Genomic DNA, 16,532 nt, shown 5'->3' with positions numbered 1-16,532 from the left:
TCATCGTAAACGTAAATTTTTGGGGTATTTATTCTTTAATGCAGTACCATCACTTTTGGCACCACCTATCACAACACCATGATAGCACACTGCATACCACCCCTTCTTGCAAGAAATATTTAATTGTTCCCCTCGCATGTAGTGAAGAACATCTTCTTCCTGTAAATCAATGGTATTTTTAAACTTAGTATAGGCAGACATAAATAGAGCATGACTTGGTGTAAAACGATTCTTTTCCATTTCACCAAGAAAAACCTGATGCCGCAGTAAATGACATTTACCAACTTCATAGAATGGCTGTGTACCACCATATACTTTATCATTCTTCGCAAAATAATATGGGTATTGTTTTACAAAGGATGTTTCAAAAAACTCTTTAGCTTCCTTTGGTAATGGTTGTGATTGCATTACCTTTTTTGTTGATTCTGTATGATTACCATCTTTTTTAAGCTTGGCAATAAAGTGACCTTCGCCACCATCCATTGGAAATATTCTTCTTGCGTAATCGGTATGATTTCCAAGATCAAATGCTTTTCTACCAAACTCAACATTAATAGGTACCAAGTGCATATCAAGATGTTCCTGTATAAACTTTTGTATACACAATTCATTTTCTTCCATCGCAAAAGTACAAGTACTATATACCATGATTCCACCTGGTTTTAAGCACTTATATGCCTCGTTTAAAATCGCGATTTGACGTACAGCACATGCTTGTACATTCTCTAAGCTCCATTGTTCTACCGCTTGATCTTCCTTACGAAACATTCCTTCACCCGAACAAGGTGCATCACAGAGAACCATATCGAAAAATTCCGGAAATGCCTTTGAAATATCTTTTGGATCATTATTTAAAACAATCGTATTTGCACTACCACAACGTTCTACATTCTCTAAAAGTACACGTGCACGTGTAGGATGAATCTCATTAGCCACAAGTAAACCGCACTGATGAAGAAGTTCAGAAATCTGTGTTGATTTTGAGCCTGGTGCTGCACACATATCTAAGACTTTCATGCCTGGCTTAGGCTCTAAAATTGTAACTGCAGAACTTGCACTAGGTTCTTGGATATAGAAGAAACCAGACATATGTTCAGGCGTAAAACCAACACCACTTTTGATATTTGCGTAATATCCATTCTTTGCGAATGGACTTTTTTCTAATTCATAATTCGTACACGCAAAAAAATCATCTGGCGTAATCTTTAGGGTATTAATACGAATTCCCTTTCTTGCTGAATCATTTAATTTTTCAAGATATGTAGGATATTCACCCGTCAACATCTCTCTCATTCGTTCTAAAAATAACTCATTCATATTTTAATAGTATCTTCTTAATATCTCGAACATCCTGTTCAAGCTGTAAAATTAAATTCTCACGGCTCTTAAAATGAATCTCAGGGCGTAAGTATTCTAACAATTGCACCTTTAAAATTCTGCCGTAAAGCGTACCGCTATAGCCAATAATATAGGTTTCTAAAGACAGTTTTTCAGAAGTATTGAAAGTCGGATTATGTCCGAGATTCGTCATCGCACCATACACGTGATGATCAATTTCTACCATGCTTGCATAAACTCCTTCTTTCGGTAATAAGTATTCATCAGAGTACTCGATATTCGCAGTTGGGAAACCCATTAATCTTCCCTGTTGATGGCCACGACGCACAACACCCTCTAGGCTATAATACTGTCCTAGCATCTTTTTAATCGCTGGCATATCACCTTGCACAATCGCATCACAGATACGTGTACTGGAAATCTTACCAACTTCATCTTCTACTGCATCCACAACCACGACATCATAATCTGTTTCAGATTTCAGCGTATTACAATCACCTGCGCCATGTAATCCATAGTGAAAGTCAAAGCCACAAACAATGCCTTTTAAATTTAACTTAGCAAGCGTCTTATGAATAAAGTCAGCTGGCGAAAGCTCACTCATCTCTTTATCAAAATCTAAGATGATAATATTCTGAATTCCTAACTCAACAGCACGATTAATTCTTTGTCGCATTGTAGTAATATGTTTTACATCTTTTAATCCTTTGATTGTTACCCATGGATCAGGTTCAAAGGTAATCAGTGCAGATTCACAGTTATGTTTCTCTGCCAGTGCCACTGTCGCCTTTACTAGAGCCTGATGACCTAAGTGCATGCCATCAAAATATCCAATGCAAGCACACATTGGATTATGATACTTTTGTACTGTATGAGCTCCGATATTGATTACACGCATTAAAATAAACCTCTTAAACAATGATACAATCCATCTTCTTGTAATGCATAAGCCGCTAACAACTCACCATTCGATGTAAAGATCACTTGTGGATCAGTGATATCTAATTTGATACGCTTACCATTCTTAATATCCGCTACACGATCCGTTTCAACAATCTTATATGTTGGGTCAATCACCTGTATTGGTGATAAGAATGCCTTACCAGATTCTAAACCTTCAAACGTACAAGCTTCTTCAATAGAAAGATGTTCTATCTTAGTACGAACTAGAGATGCCATGATAGCAAGCTCATCTAATTGTTTTCCAAAGTCCGCAATCAATGTACGAATATATGTACCTGAAGATACCACTGCATTCATACGATAGTTTAATTCATCAATCTTCTCTACTTTTAACGAAGAGATGTGTACAGGTCTAGCTTCACGCTCAATCTCAATCCCTTGACGAGCATATTCATATAGTTTCTTACCATCTTTTTTGAGTGCCGAATACATTGGTGGTACTTGTAAGATATCGCCTGTCAGTGATTGAACTGCCTTTGCGATTTCTTCTTCCGTGTGAATCGTTGGAGTCTTTGTTTGAACAACTGTACCCCAAACATCCTCAGTATCTGTCATCTCACCAAATTTTAATGTAGCTTGGTATGCTTTATGATTCTTTACACAATACGGTAAAAGCTTGGTATATTTACCAAGCAAAATAATCATCAGCCCAGAAGCTTCAGGGTCTAGTGTCCCTGTATGACCAATCTTACGTTCATGAAATATCTTACGGCATTTAGCAACGGCATCAAACGACGTCATTCCCGCCGGTTTATTTAGTAGTATCACTGCATCCATATAGCGTTAATATTATAGCAACATCATGATATAATAGCAAAGTTTGAGGAGCGTATATTATGTCACTAAAAAAGATTATAGGTGCTATCTATAAAGCAGATACAGATTATAACTTAATCCAAAATGGAGACCGTATTTGTGTCGGCGTCTCAGGTGGTAAAGATAGCATCCTACTACTATATGCACTATCCATTTACCAAAAAGCCGCAAAACGCATAAGTGGAAAAGAATTCTCTGTTATTGGAATTCATCTTGAGATGGGCTTTTCTGATATGGACTTTACAGAAGTACGTAAGTTTATGAAGAAACATAATATCGAATATATCGACTATCCTACAAAACTCTATGATATTTTACAGTTGCACCCTAGCAAGAAAAACGGAAACATCCAATGTTCACTCTGCTCAACCCTTAAAAAAGGAGCGATCGTCAAAGCAGCACAAGAATATAACTGTAATAAGACAGCCTTTGCACATCACGCTGATGACGCAATTGAAACCTTGTTTATGAACATGATCTATGGAGGACGTATCTCAACCTTCACACCTGCAATGTATCTCAAGAATACTGGTATGGGTTTCATCCGTCCGTTTGTGTATGTCTATGAGGATGAAATCAAAAATACTGTTAGACACGAACAGTTACCTGTTGTAAAGAGTACTTGTCCTAATGATGGCTTTACAAAGCGTCAAGATACAAAAGAATTACTAGCAAATATATATCAAACATATCCATTTGCAAAAAAGAACTTCCTAACTTCCTTATCCAACCAAGAACAAATCAAACTCTGGGTCAAAGGCGAAGAATGGGAAAATTCAAATAAATAACTTGACATTCAATTTCAAATGTAAGAGTATATTTAACGTAAAAACCGAATAGAGGTAGCAACGCAAAAGAGTACTGTATGGAACTAGCAAGCGATGATATGTACGAAAGGTAACTGTCGCCGAACGTATAAACTGGCAAGTTTATCTCGTGGGGATATAGAGAATATCTATATCACTCCTTCATGAACATGAAGTGGCGCTATGACTTATTATTACAAAACCCCTATGTTACATGTGGGTTTTATTTATTAAACGCTTAATAAAAGGGCTTGCATGCATGCAAGTCCTTTTCGTTTAGCTATAACGCTGTATCATCAATACTATTGAGATGATTTTCTAGGTAAGTAATAATTTCCTTCACTGTTCCTTCTTCAAATGGAACACGAATACCCACTTCCTTTACAAGCTTTGTAAAGGATAATGTACCACCAAGTCTGCACAACTTCTTATAGTCTTCCCAGTATGTAGGATCCTTCTTATCCATACGAATATAGAACTGCTGAGCACATACTTGTGCTAATGTATAGTCAATATAGTAGAATGGGCTTTCGAAAATATGACCCTGTTGGTACCACCATGTACCTTCTTCCAAGATATCGCAATCTTCATAATCCTTATAAGGCATATACATCTTTTCTAATCTTCTCCAGCATGCCTTACGCTCTGCTGGTGTCATCTCTGGATGTTCATATACTTCATGTTGGTAATGATCCACTAATGCACCGTATGGCAAGAATGTAATTGTACCAGCCATATGAGAGAACTTATACTTCTCTGTTTCTTCCTTAAAGAATAACTCCATCCAAGGATACGCAAAGAATTCCATAGACATGGAGTCGATTTCTGCAGATTCCATTGTTGGACATTTTACATCAATTAATTCAATCTGATCAGATAAGTATGCTTGGAAAGCGTGTCCTGCTTCGTGAGTTAAGACATCAACGTCGCCAGATGTTCCATTAAAATTGCTAAAGATAAATGGTACATCATACTCATAAATTTCAGTTTCATATCCACCCATCTGCTTATTTGGACGGCTTACGAGATCCCATAACTGATTTGAGTTCATTACATCAATGAACTTGCCAGTTTCAGGTGACATCTCATGATACATCTTCACTGCATACTCTACTAATTCTTCTGCTGTACCATGTGGCTTTGCATTGCCTGACTTAAAGGAGAAACCTAAGTCATAGTAAGCAAGCTTATCATAGCCAATACGCTTTCTCTGCTTTTCAAATAAGCGACCTGCCGCTGGTGTTACATAGTCAAGAATCTGTTTACGATATCTTGCCACCATATCTGCGTTGTAGTCTAAACGATTCATACGATAGTAACCTAATTGAATGTAATTTTCATAGCCAAGCTCTTTCGCCATCTGATGACGAACCTTTACTAACTTGTCGTAGATTTCATCAAATTCAGCAGAATGTTCCTTAAACCAAGCCATCTTTGCTTCATAAGCCTTACGACGAACTTCACGATCAGGTGTATCAACCTTAGCACTGATTTCAGAAAGGTTTAATACTTCACCATCAAACTCGATCTTCGCAGAAGCCTTTAATTTTCCATACTCACTAGTAAGTTTATTTTCCTCAATCATGAGTGGAACAATGCGAGGATCAAATGACTTTAAAGAACATTCACTCAATTGGAAGTATGTCTCTGGAATTTCCTTTAATAATTCTTCTCTAAATGGTGCCTCTAATACTGCCTTTACTAATTCGTTTTCAATTACAGAATACTGTGGACCCGTCTCATCCCAATAGTTATTTTCCGCATCATAAAACTCATCAGCTGTATTGATACTGTGACGAATATTAACAAGTGTAATCATTGTATATAAATGACGACGCAACTTGTTCATACGCCAGAATGCGTCTAAAAATGTTGCAGCATCCTTCGCCTGTTTCATCTCTGAAACAAGTTCTTCCATCTTAGCCTTTGTTTCTTCAAAGTTAGGACGGGTATATTTCATATCATTAAATTTTGTCATATAAATAAGCCTCCATGCCAGTATTTTAACACCGTTCAATAAACCTTGAAAGTCATACCCTCTTTTACACGTAAAGTTCTTAGCGATTCATTCGACAAACAATATTGATTCGTATCTACACATCGAATGATTGGTACGTCTGATATCTGATACGTACACCTAAAATCCTGACCCTTTAATATAAATAATTGTTCTAAAATATCCTGAAAATGATTATCTAAATTGACTCTACATTCATATTCCCTTCTTATGATTGAAAACTGAATATAGATACATAGAGTATCACTACGACCCATGAATATCTCCCATCTGAAAAAAACTACATTCAAGTACATGTTGGTGCAACATCACTAATCCATAACCAGGTTTCTTTTGAATACATTTTTCCGTAGTAGAAAATAGTGCTTGTATTTCTTGTACGTTATCATTGCTTAAACTAATCTTAGAAGAAATAAGAGTTAAAATGCGATACGGTACATTTACCACACTTTGATTTAATATTACCAAGTGAATATTATACTTTTGATTTGTTTCTAGAAGTTTAATTAAAAGTTCTTTATAGAAATCATTCTGTAAAAATATTGTCAAATCTGTAATTAACAAATACGAACCTTGTCTATCTTGTAGATTTCTAAATAACTCACACACGTTATCTACTTCATCTGAATGAATTAGATTTATTTCACTTGTATTTTTACAAAACAAATCATCAATCATAAATACATGTTGGTTTCTTTCACCCATTCGATACAACAAGAGTTGAATAAGATTCTCTCTTTCTTGATATGATTTACCAACAAACAAATAACTAGTATGACCATTAAAATCTAAAATAAGTTTTGGCTGTTCAAATAAATAGTAATCATCTATATAGCCAATTGAAAATTCTGCATCAAAATCAACTGGATATAACGGTAAAGGATTTAACCATAATTGTTTTACACATTTTGGATGTAGTTTACGTATTTCATTTAATACTTGCGTTATCTGTGCTGGTTGACGCTTTTGAAAGGAAGAAGATGCTTCAATATTTCCTTCTTGATCTAAGATTTCGATATGCCGTATCGGTTCTTTCTTTGCATGTGCGTATCCTGCTATACCATATTGAATCCCACCTGCATTAGATAAATAGAACTCTCCTGGTTTTTGTAAAGAAGCAGCTCTAGCATCATGTAGAAGCTCCATTGAATCTTGTCGCTCTGCAACACGCATACATATACGGAAGTTCGTATTTGCCCATATTTGATCATTTACAATTCCTGCTGGTTTTTGTGTTGCCAGTATCAAATGTATACCCAACGATCTTCCTATACGTGCAACGACAATCAGCTCCTCAAGAAACTCTGGTCTTTCTCTTTTAAGTTCCGCAAATTCATCTACTACAATCACAAGTTCAGCTAAAGAAGGATATTCACTATTTGTTGAAATTGCCTTACGATATGCGTTTAAGTTTATTACTGGATATCCTAGATGATTGGATACTTCTCTAAATAGTTTTTCGCGAAACGAACAAATATTCTTTAGTGCATGTAAGGAACGTTTCATATCATCCACATCAAGATTTGATAGATTGCCACAAATATGCGGTAATTCATGTCCTTTTAAACATAATACAGACCCAGCACCACCACCTTTAAAATCAATTAATACTATTTGTAAGTTCTTAGGGGAAAAAGAGATAGCCAAAGATAAAAGTAATGTTGTAATTAATTCACTCTTTCCACTGCCTGTTGTACCTGCAATTAATCCATGCGGGCCATCCTTGCATTCATGTAAATCAAAGTAGATTGGTTGATTATAGGCATCCTTCCCCAAACGGATTTGCATTGACTTTGCTATATCACTATTGCACCATCTTTCGCTAATATTTAATTCCTCAATCGTATCAACGTCATACATCGAAAAGAAAGAATGATTGTTTGTTGTAAGATGATATTTAGAAAACAATGTTTGTTGTGTATCAATTTTTATTCGTTCATAGAAATCTTTACACCGATGTACTGTCTTTTGTTCGTGATTACGAACGATAACTATATCTCCTTCTCTATTCAGTAAATGTGTCACATGATAGTGTTCTATGGTATCAAATGTAATCCATTCTTTAAATTCACTGAGATACTGATTCGTAAAATTAAACAATACTTTTATACCTATGAAGTTTTGCGTCTTTGCATTTAAGTCATGGATTGAAGAAGAAATACAACGTAAACCATTATGATAAATATGCGGTATCTTTTTTAACCAACTAAAGTGAATAAAATCTTTCGCATCAATTAGACAAGAAATCAGTACATCCTGCGGTCGATAAGACATAGAAATATACCTAAGCGCATCAACTACAAATTCATCTAATTGATGTAAAACAACATGATTACCACTTTGAAGCTTTAGAAGATATGGTGCATCTAACGAACTTGCATAATTAACAATTTCATTGAAATGTTGTTGAAACGCAATATCATTTTTTTGAAATTGGAATGACTTTTCAAAAACATATTTGATAACTCCTTTTGCATGACCAAGTGGAAGATAAATACATTTAGGATATAGTTGTTGTAATACCTGACCATTATTTACACATAGTTTCATTGTAGAACTAATATATGATTGGTAAATTCTATCGATATTAGATTTTAATTGTTCAAGGTAAGCTTCATATTCCATTTTACGTATGCTTATCTTTTTCTGATTTTCTCTTTTCTCATGTAGTTGCTGCAAGGGATTCCAAAGAATTGTACTTAACAACATCATACTTGGTAGTAGAATCATCGGTAACATATCTAATAGCTCTCTACCATTCATATATCCGCGATACATAGAGATGGAAGCACCACTCATGGATGCTAAACTCATTGTGATTGCTGGACCTACAGAGAAGATAACAGACCTTTTTTCGTAATGACTGATATGTTCAGGCTCTTCTACTGTCAATATATATTCATTGACTACTTCTGGTTGATAGATTGTTGTTTTTTCTACGTATTTAATTGGAGATAATACAGTTGTCTCAGGAGTAAAGTAGCTTAAGTGACAATTGCTATTTGATGGTTGATTTACAATGATAAAATCATCCTCAAATTGAATTCGTAGATAATATGTTTCAAGTAAATCGCCTGCTTTATAAAACACATTATGTATACGCTTTTGATTCATATATGCATGAATGGAAGAATCCACTTCAATTTCTTTTGTAACGAAATGTATTGTAATTGCGTTTCGATTTAATAGTTCTGTAGAAACGGTTATATCATTCATGACTGTACCAATGACTATCGTATCCTGATAAAGATATGGCTTATATTGATTCCAACCTTGTAGTAAAGCTATAGCAGTAAACCGTATGTCGTGAATCAAACACGATTGTTCGTGATACAACAAATAAGAAACACCATCTTCAATGATTTGTATTACAACACAATTATCCTTCTGATATAACGTAAAATGAGAACCGAATATTGTATGTTCTACTCGATTCTCATCAACCAATATCAAACATAATTCATCTTTATACTCGGTATATAAAATCATTTTCGATTTATCTCAACAACCAATATATGGCAATGCACAAGATGCTTTTTATCTTTTGTTTGTATCAGAATATCTGTACCACCTGGTCTTTTACCAATCACTTCTCCCACAGAACTTACTTCAGTGATATCTGTATTCTGGCTTGTATATACTAAATCTTCAACAGTATATCCTTCTGGAAGACCTGACACTTGTATACGTGTATTAACTCCAACACCAGCAATTAATGAATAATCTTTTAAAGTAATTCTCTTTTTAACTTGTATTGACTCTATATTTGGTACTTTTTCTCTATCTTCGCAACTACAATGATCTACACTCATCCAGTTTTCGTAGGTAACTTTCCCCTTTGGAAACAAGGGTGCATTCGATTCATTTAGAATTGCGATATTCCTACCAAAACCAAATCTTCCTACAAGACTATTGCTACTATTGAGTTTTAGATTACATAACCAATACGCATTTAATTCGGTACATACTTTGACATTAGGGTTTCCTTCTGAAAGTTCTTCAACCAAGTCAGGCTGTATATCAATATCATATGGTTCTACTTTCCCTTCTTCGTTATATAGGTATGTTCTAGTTTTAAAATAACCCTTTGCACCTGCATCTACTTCCGCATCCATGACATTTTGATTGAATGCATGTAGTGAAAGATTAGTTCCAAGCGTGATACCTGTCTCAGCCCGAATGGATGCGGTAGCTTTCTTACTATGATCAGAAATGATACGCATATTTCCATTTCTGATTTCACATCCTACAACATGATTCTGCACAAATGATAGTTCTGCTTTACCAGTCGCATATAAATTTAAATTAATCTTCATCACAACCGAAACCATTGGTGCATTTGGCAAAGGAATCTTAACTGTACATAGTGTTATCGTATCCGTCAAAACTTCTTGTTTTGATTGAAAGATATTCTGTACTGTACTAATAAAATCTTTTGGATTTAGTTTTGAGAAGTCTCCATATAACTCTTTATACATACCATTGCGTAAGCCAATATTCTCAGAAGTAGTGAAGTCTGCTTTCAAGTAGCCATATTGGATTCTGTCTTCATCCTTATCCCACTTGTATTGGATGTGTAAATTATCTAATGTAGCATTTGCATACAAGAGCCCACCTACTTGTAATTGTTTTGAAACCTCCGCACGAAGAGAACTTGTAGTACCCTTTAACGATACACGAAAGCCTTTCATATCAAATGTATGATTGATTAGACCAGTTGACATCAGGGACAGAGAATGACTCTGTTCTGTCCCTTCCTGTACAATATTCCCATTTCCGTCAAAAATCTTTGCATGATTAAACTCTAGATCAGTGCCACCTTGAATATCAAACTGATCAATCACATCTTCCATGTTCACTTGTTCTAAGCATGTTAGAATCCCCTGATTTGTATACTCACATTTTAAAACACGATAATAAGCATCATCATATGTAATATACATTCCAGTTTGTATCAAAGAATCTGATTTAAATAAAGCGGTTAATTTTTCCTCATCAAATTGTTTTGGCTCTTCATCTGTAAACTGAACATCATCTTTTAACTGGACTGTAGTTTTTGTATCGGTAAATTTACGATTGTTAACAATGTCAATAACCTGTGTTAGATATCCAAAAGCCTCTTCTTTTGAAATTACCTCTTTAGGACGAAAGCGTTGTCGCTCATCAAGGCTCATTAAACCACTTGCAACAGCAGCCTTGACCTGTTCCGGATAACTACAGTCTTGTAAGTCCTTAATTGGATCTGATGATCCTTCATGGGTTCTTGAGATTAGATTCATCAAAGTGTACGCGACCGTCTCTCTTGTTAAGATAGTTGAAGGATCAAATGCTTTTGATGGATTTAATAGTTCCCACTCCACAGATGATTGTACAACCGTAAAGTATGGTGAATTGGAACTGATATTTAAAAAATATGGTTCATCTTGTTGGTAGCTTGTAATACCTGCTTGTGTTGTAAGTTCTGTTAACCATTCTCCATTTGTGATTGTATCTGTCACTTTCTTTTTACACCCAACAAATGTAATCAACATACATAACACAAATACTACCGCAATCTTTTTAATACTGAATACCGGACGCATTTCCTGTAATTGTAGATTCTAATGAATCATAACTAGATACTGTAGTATCTAAGAATTTTGCATACGCATCAATTAACACACGATACTTCTCAAAACGATTTGCAAATAATTGGAAGCGATTGCGAATTTCCTCACCACCATCAGAAATCCAAGTACCATTTAATGATGTCATCTCTTTTTGCATTGCAGTTAAGTCATCATACATCATTTGATTGGTTGAACGTAGTTTGGCTGCTGTATCACTTACCTCAGCTAATGAAATCTGAATATTACTCATTATACCCTCCTTTACATCCCTAGCATACCTGCTTGACTTGTTAATTCATCTTGCGTATTGCGATAACTACGTGCACTATTACGCAAAAATTCAATATACTCTGTGCATAAAATTGATAGTTGTTTAAAGTCTGACTGTAATGCGGAAAGTTTGGTAGTAAATGCTAGGTTATCTTTTCCTTGCCAACCTGCATTCATCGCATCTACAGCAGAAAATAGTGTCGCAACATTCTTAAGATAGGACGAATTACGCTCCTCCATACGCATGGCACACGCTTCTAATTGCATTGGTTCTACGGTAATCTTTCTCATAGTACCTCCTTTCACTTTCTATATAGTGAATCAAGGAGATCCCTCCCCAAAAGAAAAAGCAGAAGATTTCTCCTCTGCTTAACAAACTATTCCGTTTCTTTCTTTTCTTCACGATGAATACGAGCAATGATTTCATCAATATGGCGACCATTCATCTCTGTTTCATCAATCACAAAACTTAACTCAGGCACACGACGGATTGTCATGCGCTTGGAAAGTTCTGAACGAATAAATCCTGCAGCACGATTTAACGCACGTAACCCTGCTTGCATACGTGGATTCTGCCCTAAGAATGTTACAAATACTTTCGCATAACTATGATCATTTGAAACTTGAACATCAGTAATTGTGACAAACCCAACATCAGGATCTTTTACACCAAACTGAATAATTTCAGAAATATTCTTGCGAATAATTCCTTCCAGTCTTTTTTGTTTAACACTTACCATACTTTATCCTTCTAATGGTACTTCGCGGTCTTCATATGCTTCAATTGTATCGCCAATCTTAACATCGTTATAGTTTTCAATCGTTAAACCACAATCAAATCCAGATAGTACTTCCTTGGCATCATCCTTGAATCTCTTAAGGGAAGCAAGCTTTCCAGTGTAGATAACGATACCATCACGAATCAAGCGGATATTGCAACGGGAAACAAGTTTACCATCTGTAACCATACAACCAGCGATTGTACCAATCTTAGATGCCTTATATGTTTCACGAACCTCAGCTTGTCCAATAACAACTTCCTTGTATACTGGCTCAAGCATGCCCTTCATTGCAAGTTCCATTTCTTCTGTTGCCTTATAGATGATGTCATGTAGGCGAATTTGTACTCCAGCTTCTTCAGCCTTCTTACGAATATTCGCATCAGGGCGAACAGAGAAACCAATAATCATCGCATTAGATGCACTTGCAAGCATGATATCAGATTCAGTAATTGCACCAGCTGTAGCATGAATAACATTCACACGTACACCGGATACATCTAACTTTTCCATAGAGGACTTCACAGCTTCTGCAGAACCTTGTACGTCTGCCTTGATGATAACTGGAATTTCCTTTAGGTCACCAGATTCAATCTGTGAAGATAAGTCTTCTAAACTCATTGCACTAGTCTTACGACGGTCCGCATCAATCTTACGACGCTTACGTCTATCCGCAATTGCACGGGCTTCCTTTTCATTTTCATAAGAACGGAAGATGTCACCAGCTTCAGGTACATCATTTAAACCAATAATCTCTACTGGGCGTGATGGACCTGCTGTCTTGAGTTCGTTACCATTTTCATCTGTCATACGACGCACTTTACCAAAACATGTACCAACTACAACTGGATCTCCATGTTTTAATGTACCATTCTGTACAAGCAATGTCGCAACTGGACCTCTACCCTTATCAAGTTTTGCTTCAACAACTGTACCAGTTGCTGTACGGTTAGGATTAGCCTTTAATTCCTTCACATCAGAAACGATTAAAATTGTTTCTAATAGTTCATCAATACCATCACCCTTTTTCGCACTGGTATTGACAAAAATCGTATCGCCACCCCATTCTTCAGGCATGACACCAAGTTCAGCCATTTCAGACTTAACATGGTCAGGATTTGCATCAGGCTTGTCCATCTTGTTTACAGCAACAATAATTGGAACACCTGCAGCCTTGGCGTGGTCAATTGCCTCACGAGTCTGTGGCATAACACCATCGTCAGCCGCAACAACAATAACAGCCAAGTCAGTTACACTAGCACCACGTGCACGCATAGCAGTAAATGCCTCGTGACCTGGAGTATCTAAGAAAGTAACCTTACGTCCATTGACTGTAACCTGGTACGCACCAATCGCTTGTGTAATACCACCAGCTTCGCCAGCAGCTACCTTAGAACGACGGATTGTATCCAATAATGTTGTCTTACCATGGTCAACGTGACCCATGATAGTAACAACAGGTGGACGTTCCTGTAGGTCTTCTGCAGCATCTTGCACTTCATCTTCCAAGCTATCTGCTTCTCTTTCTTTTACCTTAATGGCTTCAATATTGTAATTCATGCATACAAGTTCAACCATTTCATCTTCAAGCGCACTGTTGATGGTAACCATCTTACCTTCCATAAACAATGCTTTGATGAGTTCACTTGATTGACGATGTAATTTATCTGCTAATTCACCAACTGTAATACCATCACTGAATGTAATCTCTGTAATCTCTACAGGTTGTTTAGATTGATGATTATCATTCTTGTTAAATGGTTTTTTCTTCGTATTGTTACGATTGTTGGAAACATTCTTCTTATTTGCAGGTTTGCGTTTTGTTGGAACTGGCATTTATGTACCTCTCTTTCTTTGTTTGAGATTTGCACCTCGAAATACTATATCGGTAACATCCCTTCCTTTCAAAAATGGATACCACTACTTCATTGCTTTTGCAATTTCATCCCAGAATTCATCTGGAATCTTTTGTGATAATGCTTTTGCTAAAGCATTATTCTTCTTAGCAACTTCAATAACTGCTACGTCTTTCTTTAAATATGCACCATGGCCATTCATTCTACCTGTTACATCAACAGCTAATGTACCTTCTGGTGTTCTAACAACACGGAGCAACTCCTTTTTAGGAAGTTGTTCTCCGGTTGCTACACATTTACGCATTGGAATTTTCTTAGGCATGCTTACATGTTTTCATCGTCATCGTAGTATTCTTCATACTCATCGTAGTCGATGTCATACTCCTTCTCTGCTTCAGATTCCTGTTGTGCTTCGATTTCAGCCAACTCTTCTTCACTATAGATAGGACGGTTATCAGCAACAAGCAAGTTCTTTTTGATCTGTTCTTCAAGATCCTTGTTTCTAACCTTGTACTCTTCTTCATCCTTCTTCTTTTTCTTCTTGTACTTAGAATCCGTATTCTTTGGTTTCGAAGAATCAACAAGTTTTTCAAAGTGTGAAACATAAGTAGCCTTCCTAGCTAGTTCCTCTAAGTCTGCATGCTTACGGGAAGCTTCTTTTTCTTCTGCAGTCTTTTCAACTACAACTGGCTTCTCTTCTTCAACTGCCTTTTCAACCGTTTCAACTACAGGTGTTTCAATAGCAGCTTCTTGATGTTCTTCTTCATCTGGCTGATTAGAAATCTCAGCGATGATTGTATCGTTTACTCTTTCCATCATTTCTTCTGGGATATATTCTTCATCTTCATCGACAATAGAATCTGGATTTTCAGCTCTGAACTTAGCGATTGCCGCAAGTCTCTTTTCTTCTTCATCCTTAGCAGCAGCCTTTTGACGTTCAACGCTCTTAGCCTTCGCTTGTTCAGCCAACTTTTGCTTCATTACTTCAGCCTGAGCGAGTAATTCATCATAATCCTTGCCCATATCTTCAAGTTCTTGACGCGTCTTGATATCAATCTTATGACCCGTTAACTTCACTGCAAGACGTGCATTCTTACCACGCTTACCGATAGCTAAAGACAATTGGTCTTCACTAACAATAACAAGCAAACTATTATCATCCTGTCCTGGTAGAACAGAGATGATTTCAGCTGGTGCTAAAGCATTTTTAACAAGTTCTGTTATATCATCATTCCATTGGAAGATGTCGATCTTTTCACCATGTAATTCATCGATAATCTTTTGAACACGAGAACCACGAGGACCAATACATGAACCAATTGGATCTACATCAGGATTGTGTGAGAGCACAGCCATCTTTGTTCTTTCACCAGCTTCACGAGCGATAGATTTGATTTCAACAACACCCTGATAAATTTCAGGAACTTCCTTTTCAAATAAACGCTTAACAAGTGTCGCATCAGCACGTGATACCAATACCTGTGAACCCTTTGTTTCCTTTTGTACATCTGTGATTACAACACGGATGCTTTGTCCTTCCGTTAGTTTCTCATGAGGAATTTCAGCTGACTTAGAAAGTAAAGCAACTGTCTTGCCTAAACTAATTAATGTGAACTTATCCTTAACAGATTCAACAGTACCTATAACCATCTCATCTTTTTGGTCAATGTATTCGTTGTATACTGCAACCTTTTCTGCTTCACGAATCTTTTGACGGAATACGTTCTTAGCCAAAGAGGCAGCTGCACGTGACATCGAAGTGATTTCCTTCTTCTCACGAACCTGTACACCTAATTCAGCGTTAGAATCCAACTTCTTAGCATCTTCTAATGAGATTTCTAATTCATCATCTTCTACTTCTTCAACAACGTTATAGTATTGGTAGATATCAATAGTCTTACTCTTCTTATTAATTTCTGCCTTTACTTCGATATCCTGTAATTCAGAATCCTTCTTGAATGCTTTCGCTACAGCTTCTGTTAATGCCTCTAGTACGATATTTTCAGGCACATTCTTGTCATCTTCCACACCGCGAATCGCATTGAGAAGTTGTGTGTATTTAATCTCCATGATTTCTC

13 protein-coding genes and 1 riboswitch are annotated in these 16,532 nt (G+C 36.3%); of the genes, 1 reads left to right on the top strand and 12 read right to left on the bottom strand.

Going from position 1 to position 16,532, the window contains the following annotated elements; genetic code table 11:
* Genes RGT18_RS06825 through truB form a run of 3 tightly spaced genes read right to left on the bottom strand, consistent with a single transcriptional unit; the run spans position 1 to position 3,078 of the window.
* The gene (locus tag RGT18_RS06825; protein ID WP_028077319.1) at positions 1-1,317 is read right to left on the bottom strand and encodes an RsmB/NOP family class I SAM-dependent RNA methyltransferase; all 1,317 of its coding nucleotides are present in this window, start codon (positions 1,315-1,317) and stop codon (positions 1-3) included.
* Positions 1,310-2,236 (bottom strand): bifunctional riboflavin kinase/FAD synthetase, encoded by a 927-nt coding sequence (locus RGT18_RS06820; RefSeq protein WP_028077320.1) that lies wholly within the window; start codon positions 2,234-2,236, stop codon positions 1,310-1,312. Before RGT18_RS06820 ends, RGT18_RS06825 begins: the two co-directional genes overlap by 8 nt.
* Entirely contained in the window at positions 2,236-3,078 is an 843-nt protein-coding gene (gene truB, locus RGT18_RS06815; RefSeq protein ID WP_006526438.1) for a tRNA pseudouridine(55) synthase TruB, read from the bottom strand. Before truB ends, RGT18_RS06820 begins: the two co-directional genes overlap by 1 nt.
* Positions 3,079-3,137: 59 nt before the next feature.
* Between truB and RGT18_RS06810 the strand changes: the two genes are divergently transcribed.
* Positions 3,138-3,905 (top strand): tRNA 2-thiocytidine biosynthesis TtcA family protein, encoded by a 768-nt coding sequence (locus RGT18_RS06810; protein ID WP_028077321.1) that lies wholly within the window; start codon positions 3,138-3,140, stop codon positions 3,903-3,905.
* Positions 3,906-3,946: 41 nt separating this feature from the next.
* Positions 3,947-4,115: riboswitch (Lysine riboswitch) on the top strand.
* An 88-nt stretch (positions 4,116-4,203) separates the two neighbouring features.
* Here the strand turns inward: RGT18_RS06810 and RGT18_RS06805 are convergent.
* The 9 genes from RGT18_RS06805 to nusA form a co-directional block, all read right to left on the bottom strand.
* A complete protein-coding gene (locus RGT18_RS06805) occupies positions 4,204-5,901 on the bottom strand; it encodes a M3 family oligoendopeptidase (protein WP_028077322.1) in 1,698 nt (565 codons plus the stop codon).
* Between the two features lie 285 nt (positions 5,902-6,186).
* Positions 6,187-9,429: an FtsK/SpoIIIE domain-containing protein gene (locus tag RGT18_RS06800; RefSeq protein WP_028077323.1), complete on the bottom strand. Its 3,243-nt coding sequence runs from the start codon at positions 9,427-9,429 to the stop codon at positions 6,187-6,189.
* Positions 9,426-11,522, bottom strand: coding sequence for an S-layer homology domain-containing protein (locus RGT18_RS06795; protein WP_028077324.1), 2,097 nt, complete (start codon positions 11,520-11,522; stop codon positions 9,426-9,428). The genes RGT18_RS06800 and RGT18_RS06795 overlap by 4 nt, the downstream gene beginning before the upstream one ends.
* A complete protein-coding gene (locus RGT18_RS06790) occupies positions 11,500-11,799 on the bottom strand; it encodes a pore-forming ESAT-6 family protein (RefSeq protein WP_028077325.1) in 300 nt (99 codons plus the stop codon). Before RGT18_RS06790 ends, RGT18_RS06795 begins: the two co-directional genes overlap by 23 nt.
* Before the next feature lie 11 nt (positions 11,800-11,810).
* Positions 11,811-12,110, bottom strand: a complete 300-nt coding sequence (locus RGT18_RS06785) for a WXG100 family type VII secretion target (RefSeq protein ID WP_037403270.1) — start codon at positions 12,108-12,110, stop codon at positions 11,811-11,813.
* Between the two features lie 86 nt (positions 12,111-12,196).
* Entirely contained in the window at positions 12,197-12,559 is a 363-nt protein-coding gene (gene rbfA / locus RGT18_RS06780) for a 30S ribosome-binding factor RbfA (protein ID WP_006526430.1), read from the bottom strand.
* A 3-nt stretch (positions 12,560-12,562) separates the two neighbouring features.
* Positions 12,563-14,434 carry a translation initiation factor IF-2 gene (infB, locus tag RGT18_RS06775; RefSeq protein ID WP_028077326.1) on the bottom strand — a complete coding sequence of 624 codons (1,872 nt, stop codon included), beginning with the start codon at positions 14,432-14,434 and terminating at the stop codon, positions 12,563-12,565.
* Between the two features lie 84 nt (positions 14,435-14,518).
* Positions 14,519-14,776, bottom strand: a complete 258-nt coding sequence (rnpM, locus tag RGT18_RS06770; protein ID WP_006526428.1) for an RNase P modulator RnpM — start codon at positions 14,774-14,776, stop codon at positions 14,519-14,521.
* 2 nt (positions 14,777-14,778) lie between these two features.
* The gene (gene nusA / locus RGT18_RS06765) at positions 14,779-16,524 is read right to left on the bottom strand and encodes a transcription termination factor NusA (RefSeq protein ID WP_028077327.1); all 1,746 of its coding nucleotides are present in this window, start codon (positions 16,522-16,524) and stop codon (positions 14,779-14,781) included.
* Between the last annotated feature and the right edge of the window lie 8 nt (positions 16,525-16,532).

Origin of the sequence: Solobacterium moorei (assembly GCF_036323475.1) — a bacterium.
Lineage (GTDB): Bacteria > Bacillota_I > Bacilli_A > Erysipelotrichales > Erysipelotrichaceae > Bulleidia > Bulleidia moorei.
The sequence above is the reverse complement of the archived record's forward strand: the minus strand, read 5'-3'. Positions and strand labels throughout refer to the sequence as shown.

Excerpts from the sequence above, each read along its gene's own strand:
- RGT18_RS06825 (WP_028077319.1), bottom strand. The coding sequence starts at position 1,317 with ATGAATGAGTTATTTTTAGAACGAATGAGAGAGATGTTGACGGGTGAA.
- RGT18_RS06820 (WP_028077320.1), bottom strand. The coding sequence starts at position 2,236 with ATGCGTGTAATCAATATCGGAGCTCATACAGTACAAAAGTATCATAAT.
- truB (WP_006526438.1), bottom strand. The coding sequence starts at position 3,078 with ATGGATGCAGTGATACTACTAAATAAACCGGCGGGAATGACGTCGTTT.
- RGT18_RS06810 (WP_028077321.1), top strand. The coding sequence starts at position 3,138 with ATGTCACTAAAAAAGATTATAGGTGCTATCTATAAAGCAGATACAGAT.
- RGT18_RS06805 (WP_028077322.1), bottom strand. The coding sequence starts at position 5,901 with ATGACAAAATTTAATGATATGAAATATACCCGTCCTAACTTTGAAGAA.
- RGT18_RS06800 (WP_028077323.1), bottom strand. The coding sequence starts at position 9,429 with ATGATTTTATATACCGAGTATAAAGATGAATTATGTTTGATATTGGTT.
- RGT18_RS06795 (WP_028077324.1), bottom strand. The coding sequence starts at position 11,522 with ATGCGTCCGGTATTCAGTATTAAAAAGATTGCGGTAGTATTTGTGTTA.
- RGT18_RS06790 (WP_028077325.1), bottom strand. The coding sequence starts at position 11,799 with ATGAGTAATATTCAGATTTCATTAGCTGAGGTAAGTGATACAGCAGCC.
- RGT18_RS06785 (WP_037403270.1), bottom strand. The coding sequence starts at position 12,110 with ATGAGAAAGATTACCGTAGAACCAATGCAATTAGAAGCGTGTGCCATG.
- rbfA (WP_006526430.1), bottom strand. The coding sequence starts at position 12,559 with ATGGTAAGTGTTAAACAAAAAAGACTGGAAGGAATTATTCGCAAGAAT.
- infB (WP_028077326.1), bottom strand. The coding sequence starts at position 14,434 with ATGCCAGTTCCAACAAAACGCAAACCTGCAAATAAGAAGAATGTTTCC.
- rnpM (WP_006526428.1), bottom strand. The coding sequence starts at position 14,776 with ATGCCTAAGAAAATTCCAATGCGTAAATGTGTAGCAACCGGAGAACAA.
- nusA (WP_028077327.1), bottom strand. The coding sequence starts at position 16,524 with ATGGAGATTAAATACACACAACTTCTCAATGCGATTCGCGGTGTGGAA.